13 protein-coding genes are annotated in these 11,705 nt (G+C 55.0%); 12 read left to right on the top strand and 1 reads right to left on the bottom strand.

Features of this window, described 5'->3' with window-relative positions:
• The 10 genes from ACOYIE_RS01520 to ACOYIE_RS01475 form a co-directional block, all read left to right on the top strand.
• Positions 1 to 818 (top strand): penicillin-binding transpeptidase domain-containing protein (locus tag ACOYIE_RS01520; RefSeq protein WP_433410171.1); only part of this gene is annotated, 818 nt, incomplete at its 5' end.
• Between the two features lie 102 nt (positions 819 to 920).
• Positions 921 to 1,661 carry a P-loop NTPase gene (locus ACOYIE_RS01515; RefSeq protein WP_433410169.1) on the top strand — a complete coding sequence of 247 codons (741 nt, stop codon included), beginning with the start codon at positions 921 to 923 and terminating at the stop codon, positions 1,659 to 1,661.
• 50 nt (positions 1,662 to 1,711) lie between these two features.
• A complete protein-coding gene (locus ACOYIE_RS01510) occupies positions 1,712 to 2,125 on the top strand; it encodes a methylglyoxal synthase (RefSeq protein ID WP_433410167.1) in 414 nt (137 codons plus the stop codon).
• Positions 2,126 to 2,220: 95 nt separating this feature from the next.
• Positions 2,221 to 3,588, top strand: a complete 1,368-nt coding sequence (hisS, locus tag ACOYIE_RS01505; protein ID WP_433410165.1) for a histidine--tRNA ligase — start codon at positions 2,221 to 2,223, stop codon at positions 3,586 to 3,588.
• On the top strand, positions 3,585 to 3,755 hold the full coding sequence (locus ACOYIE_RS01500; RefSeq protein WP_433410163.1) for a hypothetical protein: 171 nt from the start codon (positions 3,585 to 3,587) through the stop codon (positions 3,753 to 3,755). Before hisS ends, ACOYIE_RS01500 begins: the two co-directional genes overlap by 4 nt.
• A complete protein-coding gene (locus tag ACOYIE_RS01495) occupies positions 3,752 to 3,970 on the top strand; it encodes a hypothetical protein (RefSeq protein WP_433410161.1) in 219 nt (72 codons plus the stop codon). The genes ACOYIE_RS01500 and ACOYIE_RS01495 overlap by 4 nt, the downstream gene beginning before the upstream one ends.
• Before the next feature lie 125 nt (positions 3,971 to 4,095).
• Positions 4,096 to 4,278 carry a hypothetical protein gene (locus tag ACOYIE_RS01490; RefSeq protein ID WP_433410159.1) on the top strand — a complete coding sequence of 61 codons (183 nt, stop codon included), beginning with the start codon at positions 4,096 to 4,098 and terminating at the stop codon, positions 4,276 to 4,278.
• A gap of 41 nt (positions 4,279 to 4,319) precedes the next feature.
• Positions 4,320 to 6,128: an aspartate--tRNA ligase gene (aspS, locus tag ACOYIE_RS01485; RefSeq protein WP_433410157.1), complete on the top strand. Its 1,809-nt coding sequence runs from the start codon at positions 4,320 to 4,322 to the stop codon at positions 6,126 to 6,128.
• A gap of 3 nt (positions 6,129 to 6,131) precedes the next feature.
• Positions 6,132 to 8,108 (top strand): sulfatase-like hydrolase/transferase, encoded by a 1,977-nt coding sequence (locus ACOYIE_RS01480; protein WP_433410156.1) that lies wholly within the window; start codon positions 6,132 to 6,134, stop codon positions 8,106 to 8,108.
• A 99-nt stretch (positions 8,109 to 8,207) separates the two neighbouring features.
• Positions 8,208 to 8,624, top strand: coding sequence for a VOC family protein (locus ACOYIE_RS01475; RefSeq protein ID WP_433410154.1), 417 nt, complete (start codon positions 8,208 to 8,210; stop codon positions 8,622 to 8,624).
• Between the two features lie 60 nt (positions 8,625 to 8,684).
• Here ACOYIE_RS01475 and ACOYIE_RS01470 read toward each other — a convergent pair whose 3' ends face one another.
• Entirely contained in the window at positions 8,685 to 9,440 is a 756-nt protein-coding gene (locus ACOYIE_RS01470; RefSeq protein WP_433410153.1) for a DeoR/GlpR family DNA-binding transcription regulator, read from the bottom strand.
• Positions 9,441 to 9,854: 414 nt separating this feature from the next.
• On the opposite strand from ACOYIE_RS01470, the gene ACOYIE_RS01465 reads away from it, so the two are divergent.
• Both ACOYIE_RS01465 and ACOYIE_RS01460 read left to right on the top strand, forming a co-directional pair.
• Positions 9,855 to 10,688 carry a transketolase gene (locus ACOYIE_RS01465; RefSeq protein WP_433410151.1) on the top strand — a complete coding sequence of 278 codons (834 nt, stop codon included), beginning with the start codon at positions 9,855 to 9,857 and terminating at the stop codon, positions 10,686 to 10,688.
• Between the two features lie 14 nt (positions 10,689 to 10,702).
• The gene (locus tag ACOYIE_RS01460) at positions 10,703 to 11,671 is read left to right on the top strand and encodes a transketolase family protein (RefSeq protein WP_433410149.1); all 969 of its coding nucleotides are present in this window, start codon (positions 10,703 to 10,705) and stop codon (positions 11,669 to 11,671) included.
• The last annotated feature ends 34 nt before the right edge of the window (positions 11,672 to 11,705 follow it).

Here is an 11,705-nt window from a genome sequence, read left to right as displayed (position 1 = left end):
CCTATACCTGCGACGGCGTATTTGAATACGGCGGACAAAAATTTACCTGCCACAACCATGAACAGCCGATGACGCTGGATGTGACGCAGGCGATTAAGTATTCCTGCAACGTATTTTTCTATAATGTCGGCAAGGAGCTGACCGGCGCGCATCTGGAACAGTGGTGCGGCCTGTTTGGCCTGGGCAAAGCGACCGGCATTGAAGTGGGCGAAGACAAAGGGCATGCAGCCGGCCCGACGTATCGTGAGCAAATGATTGCCGGCGACCCGAGTTTGCGCGAATGGCAGGGGGGCGACGATGTGAACGCCGCCATCGGCCAGTCCGATAACGGCTTTACGCCGCTTCAGCTTGCAAACTATATTGCCGCGGTTGTCAACGGCGGCACACTGTATAAGCCGACGCTGGTCAAGACCATCAAGAGCTATGACTATTCCGACCAGGTCAAGGCGGAGGAGCCCGAGGTGCTCGGCACCATCGAGCTGTCCGAGACGACGCGCAATCTGGTGATGAAGGGTATGAGCGAGGTTACGGCCGAGGGCGGCACCGCGGCGAGCGTGTTTGCGGAGTATCCCATTAAGGTGGGCGGCAAAACGGGTACCGCGGAAATGTATGAGAACGGCCAGCCCTATGACAACGGCCTGTTCGTCGCTTTTGCGCCGTTTGACAATCCGCAGATTGTCGTCTGCGTGGTGGGCGAAGGCGCGGAGCATGGCTCTTCTGCCGCGCCGGTGGTGCGCGACATTCTGGATGCGTTTTTCCAGCCGGAGGAGGACGATAAAGTGCAGACAGTGCAGCCGGAAAATACGCTGATACCCTGAAAACAGACAGAGTTTGTTAAAAATTTTGCACAAAGTCTTGTAAACGGCAGATGTATCCATTATAATATAAACGTAGAGTTTTCTGTATTCGGAGGCGGTAGGTTGAAGGTCATTTTAATAGCGTCCGGCAAAGGCGGTACAGGGAAAACCTCCTTTGCGGCGGGAGTGGGCGCGGCGCTGTCGCAGCTCGGCCGCCGTGTGCTGCTGATCGACGGCGATTGCGGCCTTCGCAACCTGGACATCGTGCTTGGCATGTCGGACAGAGTGGTTTACTCTTTTGCAGACGTTGCCGGGGGCGCTGTGCCGCTGGATGACGCGGTTGCCTGCCATCCGGACTATGAAAACCTGTATTTGCTGACCGCCCCGGCGGCGCTGCCTGCGCTCAGCGAGCGCGGCATGGAGCAGCTTGCCGTACAGGCGGAAGAAATGGGATTTGAGTATATCCTGATTGACGGACCGGCCGGTTTGCCGGCGGAGCTGTCCTTTTTGGCGCATATTGCAACGCAGGCCGTCGTCGTTACATCGACCGACCGCGCCTGCATCCGCGGCGCAGAGCGCTGTGCGCGCAAACTGGAAGAGGAATATTGTATCCAGCGCATCCGCATGATTCTCAACCGGATTCGTCCGCGGTTGATTACCAGCGGACGCTCGGCGAATATTGACGATGCGATGGACGAAGCAGGGCTGCCGCTGCTCGGCCTTGTTCCGGAGGATGTGGACCTGATTTCCTGCGGAAACAGCGGCAAAAGCATATTGTCGGTCAAAACTGCCGGCGCGGCGCGCGCGTTTCGCAATATCGCGCGGCGGCTGGAGGGTGAGCGTGTACCGCTGGCCCGTCTGTAGCAGAACCGGCGGGAAGAGAACGCCTGATTACTTGGAAGGAGATGCTCCTGATGAATATAGCACTGATTGCACATGACAGAAAAAAGGAACTGATGGTACAGTTTTGCATGGCATACTGCGGTGTGCTGGCAAAACATGATATCTGTGCCACCGGCACAACGGGTAAGCTGATTGAGGACGCAACGGGGCTGAAAATAGACAAGTGCCTTGCCGGCATGCAGGGCGGCGAGGAACAGATTGCCTCCCGCGTGGCATATAACGAGATTGACCTTGTGCTGTTTTTCCGGGATCCGATGTCCAACTCACAGTATGAACCGGATGCACATGCCATTGTGCGCCTGTGCGACATGCATAATATTCCGATTGCCACCAACTCGGCAACGGCGGAAATGCTTGTGCTTGGTTTGGATAGAGGCGATCTCGACTGGCGTAATATCGTCAACCCGAAGAACAACAAAAAGTAATTGTTGTAAAAAGCAGAGGGATAAATATAAAGCTGCACCGGACGGGCGAAAAGGCCTGTTCGGTGCAATCGTCTGTCTTGAGGAGAATCAAAACTATGGAAAAAGTGAAACCGAGAACCCTGTCCGGCTTTATGGAGCTGCTGCCCGCACCGCAGGTGCAGATGGAGCGCATCATGCAGGTGCTGCGTGAAACCTACGCGCTGTACGGCTTTTATCCGCTGGATACCCCGCTGATCGAATCCTCTGAGGTGCTGCTGGCCAAGGGCGGCGGAGAGACCGAAAAGCAGATCTACCGCTTTCAGAAGGGCGACAGCGACCTGTCCCTGCGCTTTGACCTGACCGTGCCGCTGGCCAAGTACGTTGCCCAGCACTACGGCGAACTGACCTTCCCGTTCCGCCGTTTCCAGATCGGCAAGGTCTACCGCGGCGAACGTGCGCAGCGCGGCCGCTTCCGCGAGTTCTATCAGGCGGATATCGACGTCATCGGCGACGGCAAGCTGGATATCATCAACGAGGCCGAGGTGCCGAGCATCATCTATAAGACCTTTACCTCGCTGGGGCTCGAACGTTTTAAGATCCGCATCAACAACCGTAAGGTATTAAACGGCTTTTTCACGATTCTCGGCCTGACCGAGCAGGCGGGCGACGTGATGCGCACGATCGACAAGCTGGAGAAAATCGGCGCGGAAAAGGTGAAGGCAATTTTGACAGAGGATTTCGCTGTTGCAGCGGAAACTGCGGACGAGCTGCTGCGGTTTATCGCGACCCCGGGCGGCACCGAAGGTATCCTTGCCGCGCTTGAGAGCTATCGGGGCAGAAATGAAGTGTTCGATCAGGGCGCGGATGAGCTGAAAACCGTTGCGACCTATATGCAGGCCTTCGGCGTACCGGCTGACCATTTCGAGATTGACCTGACCATTGCCCGCGGTCTGGATTACTATACCGGCACGGTGTATGAGACTGCCATGCTCGACCATCCGGAGATCGGCTCGATCTGCTCGGGCGGACGGTATGACAACCTTGCGGAGTACTATACCGACAAGCAGCTGCCCGGCGTGGGCATCTCGATCGGCCTGACGCGACTGTTTTATGTGCTGGGCGAGCAGGGCTACCTGAACGACAAACAGAATTGCGCGCCCGCGGATGTGCTCATCCTGCCGATGACTGACGATACCGGCGCGGCGATCGCCACGGCAACCGCGCTGCGCGGCGCGGGTATCCGCACCCAGCTTTACAGCGAGCAGAAAAAGTTCAAGCATAAAATCGGCTATGCGGACAAGCTCGGCATTCCGTATGTGTTTTTCCTCGGCGAGGATGAAATTCGGGAAGGCGTGCTTGCGGTCAAGGATATGGAGACCGGCGAGCAGGTCAAGGTTTCGCTCGAGGATGCGGTTTCCCGCATCCGGGACGGCCTTGCCGCAAAAAATCAGGGCAAGGTGATCATGGACAAGGCGCAGGCATGAAACACTATGCAGCATTGATTGCATGCATTACCGGCGCGGCATTGGCGGCGGCAGAAAAGCAGTGGATCGTGCTGGTTGTGATGATTTGCGTGGGTGTGTCACAGGTTCCAGGGCTGGTTCGTGAAGTCCGAGCCATGAATGCGCAGCAGGAGGACGAAGACAAATGAAAGACCTGATTTGGGGATGTACACTTGTCGTCTGCGGGACGATCTGCGCGGCAACTGCATTATTTTTGTTTTCAGTGGGCGCCATCATGATAGAAATGAGCGGCGGCGTCGGTATACTGTGCGGACTGGTCCTGCTGATTGCCGGCGTGTTGCTCATCATCAAAGGGAAAAACGCTGTTCGCACGGCGGATTTTATAGAAAAAACTCGAAAATAAGCAGGCGGTTTCCTGCATCTGGTACGGCCTTGCGGCGAAGAATCAGGGCAGGGTCATCTGCGACAAGTGATTTGTCGTTTCGATAAAAACAGGCAGTATCTCAACGGGATAAGGAGGTTATTTTTATGCAGAAATTGCAGAATACCATCATCCGCTGCACAGGGGTGCTGTGCGGTGCCATCCTGTTTGCACACGGCTTTCCGGTAATGGCGATTGCCGCCGTGATTCTCGGCCTTGTGATGCCTGCCATCCTGAAATATTTTCTGCCGGATGTTCTTTCGGCGATGAAAGAGAAAGACGGCCAATAATTCCATCAGCAAACAAATCTTAGAAATAAGGACTGATAAATATGAATAATACATCTATTGCTGGTATGAAGCGCACACACATGTGCGGCAACCTGCGCCTGTCTGACGCGGGGCAGGAAGTCACGGTCAACGGCTGGGTTGACCGTGTGCGCGACAACGGCGGCGTACTGTTCCTGCTTGTGCGCGACCGCGCGGGCATTGTGCAGTGTACGTTTGACAAGTCGGTCAATGCCGGCCTGTTCGACATCGCCTTTACCTGCCGCACCGAGTTTGTTGTGGCGGTGCGCGGCAAGCTGGTCGCGCGCGACGCGGCGGCGGTCAACAGCAAGATGCCGACCGGCGAGGTCGAGATCATTGCGGAGGATATTCGCATCCTGTCCCGCGCGGAGACCACGCCGTTTGAGATTGATGACAGTAAGGAAGTCGGCGATCAGATCCGTTTGAAGTACCGTTACCTCGACCTGCGCCGTCCGTCCATGCAGCGCAATATGACGCTGCGCCACCGCGTGACGCAGGTGGCCCGCAACTATTTTGATGAGCAGGGGTTTATCGAGATCGAGACCCCGATGCTGACCAAGTCCACGCCCGAGGGCGCGCGCGATTACCTCGTGCCCTCCCGCGTGCATCCGGGCAAGTTCTATGCGCTGCCGCAGTCCCCGCAGCAGTATAAGCAGCTGCTCATGCTGTCCGGCATGGACCGCTATATCCAGATCACCCGCTGCTTCCGCGATGAGGACTTGCGCGCCGACCGCCAGCCCGAGTTCACCCAGATCGACCTTGAGATGAGCTTTGTCGAGCAGGATGACGTCATTGCGGTCAATGAAGGCTTCCTCAAGCGCGTGTTCAAGGAAGTGCTGGATGTGGACATCCAGCTGCCGCTGCCGCGCCTGACCTGGCGCGAGGCGATGGACCGCTTCGGCTCGGATAAGCCGGATACCCGTTTCGGCTTTGAAATCAAGGATATTTCGGATATTGCGGCAAACTGCGGTTTTGGCGTATTCAAGGGTGCGGTTGAAGCCGGCGGCACCGTGCGGCTGATCAACATCAACGGCTACGCGGACAAGTTCCCGCGCAAGGAGATCGACAAGCTGGCCGATTTTGTCAAGACCTACCGCGCCAAGGGCCTGGCGTGGATGAAGCTGGCGGCGGACGGTTCGATGACCTCGTCCTTTGCCAAGTTCCTGACCGAAGAGGAGATCGCGGCAATCAAGGAGCGCGCGGACATGCACGAGAACGACGTGCTGTTCGTGGTAGCGGACGCTTCTGAGGAGACCGCGCTGGTTTCGCTCGGCGCACTGCGCTGCGAGCTGGCCAAGCGGCTCGGTCTTGCCAAAAAGGACGATTTCAAGCTGCTGTGGGTCACCGAGTTCCCGCAGTTTGAGTACAGCGAGGAAGAGGACCGTCTGGTTGCCAAACACCATCCCTTCACCGCGCCGATGGATGAGGATATTCCGCTGCTTGAGACCGAGCCGGCCAAGGTGCGCGCTAAGGCGTATGACATTATCCTGAACGGCTGTGAGCTGGGCGGCGGTTCGATTCGTATCCATGATCCCGAGCTGCAGACCAGGATGTTTGAGGCGCTCGGCTTTACCGAGGAGCGCGCCAAGGAGCAGTTCGGCCACCTGATTACGGCGTTTTCCTACGGCGCGCCTCCGCACGGCGGTCTTGCCTACGGTCTGGACCGCCTGTGCATGCTGCTGGCCGGTTTGGATTCCATCCGCGATGTAATCGCCTTCCCGAAGGTGCAGAATGCGTCTGACCTGATGATGTCCTGCCCGGACGTGGTGGACGAGAAGCAGCTGGACGATCTGTCCATCGCGGTGACGCGCATGGAAAATGGAGAAGCCTGATCCATGCCCCAGTTTGAGCAAAAAGGGCAAAACGGATGGCAGAGTGATTCCATACAGCAGGATCGCTTTGGACCATACTTTTGGCTGCGGACTGCGCTGACGCTGGCTGTTTGCATTGCGCTGCTGCCGCTGCTGCAAAAAGGCTCGCTCAGTTTTTTGACATTGACGGCCCGCCTGCTGGGTTTGCTGGCATTTCTTCCGCTTTTTCTGCGGCCGCGCATTGGTGCATCCCGTGTTGAGCTTGTTTTGCATGATCTGATGCTGCTCATTTCTACGGCGGCAGTCAGCCTGCTGCTGGTGGAATACATCGTCAAGGGCATGACGATTAATATGGAAAAGTCCTTCTGGCAGGGACTGCTATGCTATCTGGCGATTGACACCGTTCTTTATCTGCTTTCCGGGCGTATCCGGCTGACGGTATGTCTTGGGCTGGGGCTTGCACTGACACATGGCCTGATTGACCATTATGTGATGCTCTTTCGCGGCACGCCGGTTATGTTGAGCGATATTGCGTCCATCGGCACGGCGGCCAATGTGGCCGCTGGTTATTCCGCGCCGATTGAAATGTCCGTACTGCGCGCGCTGGGGGCGGCGGTATTGTATGTCGTCTGCGTCTGGTTCATTCGCCGGCCGTGGAAATCGCCGCGGGTATGGACGCTGCCGGCGGTGGCGCTGGCAGGCGTGATTGCCTTTACCGGCCTGCAGATTACAGGCACAGGGATTGGATACTGGCTGTCCAGCCGGTCGTACAGTGAGATTTTCTATTTTCTGCGCTGCGCCAACGATTCCATCGTGCGCAAACCGGAGGACTATAACGGGGAGCGGCTGCAGCAGGCGCAGGATGGCTATACTGCGCAGGACGGCGTGAAAACACCGAACCTGATCGTCGTGATGAACGAATCGTTTGCCGATCTGCACACAGTGGGTGATTTTGAGACCAACGCAGACTATATGCCTTATGTGCATGAACTGATGCAGGGAAAAGAGAATACCATCAGCGGTGAGCTGCTGGTCTCCACCTTCGGCGGCGGCACGGCAAACACGGAGTTTGAATTTTTGACGGGCAGCACGATAGGTTTTTTGCCGTTCAGCTGTTCGCCCTATCAGATGTATATCAAAAAAGATTTGCCCGGCCTTGTATCCGGCCTGACAGAGCAGGGATATCAGACAGTTGCCATGCATCCCTATCAGTCATCATCGTGGAACCGCGTAGCGGTATATGACCACATGGGATTTGAACAGCAGCTTTACGAGCCGGACTTTGCCGAGGACGCCGAGCGTGTGCGCTATAATATCAGCGACAGCGAGGATTACCGCAAAATTATTGAGCTGTATGAAAACAAACCGGAGGGGCAGCCGCTGTTTCTGTTTAATGTGACGATGCAAAACCACGGCGGCTATGACGACGTCGCATATCCGGATTTTGAAAAGCGCATCTGGCTGACAGGGGCGTATGAGGGCAAGTATCCGGAGGTGGACGTTTACCTTTCGCTTCTGAAATACAGCGATGAGGCGGTGCAGGAGCTGATCGAATATTTTTCGCAGCAGGATGAGCCGACGGCGATTGTTTTCTTCGGAGACCATCAGCCCAATGTGCCGAGCGGCTTTTATGACGATCTGTTCGGCAATACGGATGCAACGCGCACCCGTGAAGAAAAACAGAGTAAACTGCTGACGCCGTTCTTTATCTGGGCCAACTATGATATCGAAGAGGCGGAGCAGGTACAGATCAGCAATAATTATCTGGCTGCTTATGCGCTGGATGCGCTGGGATGCCGCACTTCGGCATATGACCAGATGCGGCTGGCGGCGCGCGAGGCAGTGCCGCGCATCAACAGCTATGGGTATTATATGGCGGACGGCACCTGGCGAGATGCCTCAACCGTGGCAGAAGAACCGGCGCTGTCCGATTACCGCATGGCACAATATGCGCATCTGTTTGATTCAAAACGGCGCAGTGAGGATTGGTATGAGCCGTAAAAGCAAAAAGACAGAGACCGCCTTGCGCGGTCTCTGTTTTTATGCAATAATAAAGGTAATAAGCTGCGAGGGCAGCGCCAAAAGGAACAGGCGGAAAGGATGGTAAAAATGGTGCAGAAATATTATATGGGGCTGGGACATATAGCGATTCATACGGTCAGTATTGAGGACAGTCTGGCTTTTTACGAAAAGCTCGGCGGTAAGCTGTATCAGCGGGACAGTATTGTAAAACCGGACGGAGTGCTCAAACTTGCACTGGTTGATTTAGCCGGCTTCCGTCTGGAACTGCTGGAGCCGCCGGAAGGCGCGGTGATTCCGTCTGGCGAGGGTGCAATTCCGCATTTTGCGATATATGTCAATGATCTGGACGCAGCGGTGGCTGAAATGAAGCAGGCCGGCGTTACATCGTTCCGCACCGCGGAGAAAACCGTCCGTCCGGAAACTTTTGGCGGCTTGCAGAACTGGTTCCTTACCGGCCCTTCGGGCGAGGTGATCGAGCTGCTGCAAATGCTGTGAGCAAAACGCAGTACAAATGGAAAAGCGGGCTTTCAGCAAGCCCGCTTTTTCTGTATCCGTTTATTCGTAGCGAAGACGCACGCCTTCTTTTTTGCACAGCTCCACATATTCCTTGGCCGGCTCGCGGTCGGTGATAAAGGCGGTCAGCTCCCGCAGATGGCAGAAAGTGACGATGGCCTCCTTGCCGATTTTAGAAGAATCTGCCATGCAGAAAATATTATCCGCCCGCTGGACGACAGCACGCTTGATTTCTGCTTCCAGAAAAGTGGTATTGGTCATGCCGGCCGTGAGCGATACGCCGGTAGCGCCCATGAAGGCCTTGTTGATGCGCATGGCAGAGAGCGCCTCAATCGTAGATAATCCGACAAAGGAATCCGTGGTGGGACTGTAAATGCCGCCAAGCGAAATGACATTCAAATTTTCGTATCGGGCGGCTTCGGAAAGCGCGCCAAGAGAATGCGTGATGATGGTAATACGCTTTTTGGCAACCAGATAGCGCAGCAGGCACAGCGTAGTCGTGCCGGAGTCAATAAAAATGGTGTCTCCATCGGCCACTTCTTCCGCAGCAAGCCGGCCGATCAGCAATTTATCCGCAGGGTTAAGGCTGGAGCGGATGGGAGTCGGTATGGCGCCCGATGGAACAACGGCGGTTACGCCTCCGTATACCTTGGTGATGTGTCCGCGCATTTCCAACTCGTTTAAATCACGGCGGATTGTATTTTTGGATACGCCAAAAACCTCACACAGTTCGTCAATGCTGACGGTTTCGCGTGAGATGACATATTGTTCAATGGAATTGAGACGGCTAACCTTCATTTCCTCAGCTCCCTAATCATGATGCAGCCCAGATGAATATGGTAATATTCTTTGTATATTTTAACAAACTTTTGGGAACTTGTCTACAGCAGAAATTACAGTAATGGAAAGAAACAGGCATAAAAAGGAAAAAGATTTCATGAAAAAGAGCAACAAATTTTTGATATAGGGAACAAAAAAGCGTTTTTTAAAAGAGAATGGGATACTTCCATGATTTTTAGACAGATTCAAGGAAAAACTGGAGAAATTTTTGTTAACATTTGTTTGAATATTGGTTGAAATTTGGAGCTTTTGGTGATACACTGTATACGAAATAGGCGGTTTGTCGCCAAGGTTTTTGCGCAAGCTGTTCTGTGAAGAGAAAATACTTATTTTGATTAGGCAGGTGTAATGCAAATGCAGAAAGCAGAAAAAATGCAGGAGCTTCGCGTTTTTGCGCAGGAAATCCGTGTTGAAACGCTGAAGATCATCCATTCGCTGGGCCGCGGCCACGTTGGTGGTTCGATGGGTATGGCGGATGCTATGGCCGTTCTTTACGGTGGTTACATGAAGGTTGATCCCCAGAATCCGCGCTGGGAAGACCGCGACTGGTGCATCCTTTCCAAGGGTCACGCAGGCCCGGTCGCTTATGCGACGCTGGGTCTGAAGGGTTTCTATCCGATGGAAGCAGCGTATACCCTTAACCAGCCGGGTACCGATTTCCCCTCCCACACCGACCGCACCAAGACCAAGGGCGTTGACCTGACGACCGGTTCGCTGGGCCAGGGCATCTCTGAGGCTGTTGGCGCTGCGCTGGGCAACAAGCTGGATGGCCGCGACAGCCATGTCTTCGTTGTTGTGGGCGACGGTGAAGCAGATGAGGGCCAGGTTTGGGAAGCCGCGCAGTTTGCCGCGCACTACAAGCTTGACCATCTGATTTGCCTGGTGGATAACAACGAGTATCAGCTGGATGGTCCGACTGACGTTGTTATGAGCCACGGCAAGGGCCTGGGCGCCAAGTTTGACGCTTTTGGCTGGAACGTAATTGATGTGAAAGACGGCAACGATGTAGAGGAAATCTACGACGCAGTAGGCGAAGCCTATAAGACCGAGGGCAAGCCGACCTGCATCGTGCTGAACACCATCAAGGGCAAGGGCGCCACCTTTGCTGAGCCGACTCGCGCGCACAGCTCTGAGCCGAAGGAAGAGCAGTGGGTCGAAGCAATTGCGTTTGCTGAGAAGCAGCTCGCCGAGATCAAGGCCAAGTAAGGGAGGAAATGGACATGAGCTTTACTTTAGTTGCAAAACATGAGAAGGATGCCCGCGCGAACCGCGACGCATACTGCCAGGCCCTGCGTGAGGAGATGACGGTTGATCCGTCCATCATGCATGTTGACTGCGACCTGATGGGCTGCATCAACACCAACAAGCTGCAGAAGGAATTCCCGAACAACGTGTTCAATGCCGGTATTGCGGAAGCAAATGCGGTTGGCGTTGCTGCCGGCCTTGCCTCCACCGGCAAGAAGGTATTCGTACACTCTTTCGGCTGCTTTGCCGCCCGCCGCTGCTTTGACCAGGCATTCCTGTCTGCCGGCTACTCCAAGCTGAATGTTAAGATCATCGGCTCTGACCCCGGTGTTACCGCAGAGATCAACGGCGCTACCCACATGCCGTTTGAGGATTGCGGCCTGTACCTGAACGTGCCGAACGCAGTTGTTATTGATTCCTGCGACTATGTGCAGACCTATGCGCTGACCAAGGAACTGATTCATAACTGCGATCAGCTTTCCTACATGCGTCTGATCCGTAAGGGCTTCAAGACCATCTATGGCGACGGCTCCACTTTTGAAATCGGCAAGGGCGTTGTGCTGAAGGAAGGCAAGGACGTTACCCTGATTGGCTCCGGCATTATGGTAGACAAGGTGCTGGAGGCACAGGAGATGCTTGCTGCTGAGGGTATTTCCGCTAAGGTGATTGACATGCACACCTGGAAGCCGCTGGACGAGGAACTGATTCTCGCTTCCGCTGCGGAAACCGGCTGCATTGTTACGGCTGAAAACCATCAGGTAGCCACCGGTCTGGGCTCTGCAATCGCCAACGTTCTGGCGAAGAACAAGCCTGTTCCGATGGAAATGATCGGCGTACAGAACGAGTACGGCCAGGTTGGCCCGCAGGATTTCCTGTGCGAGGCTTACTATATGACCACCAAGGATATTGTTGAGGCTGCCAAGAAGGCTATGGCCCGCAAGTAATTGGTATTTTACAAAAAAGCAAAGAGGACGCTTC

It is taken from the genome of Agathobaculum sp., from assembly GCF_050946325.1.
In the GTDB taxonomy this organism is placed as follows: Bacteria; Bacillota; Clostridia; order Oscillospirales; family Butyricicoccaceae; genus Agathobaculum.
This window is presented reverse-complemented; position numbering and strand designations above follow the sequence as displayed.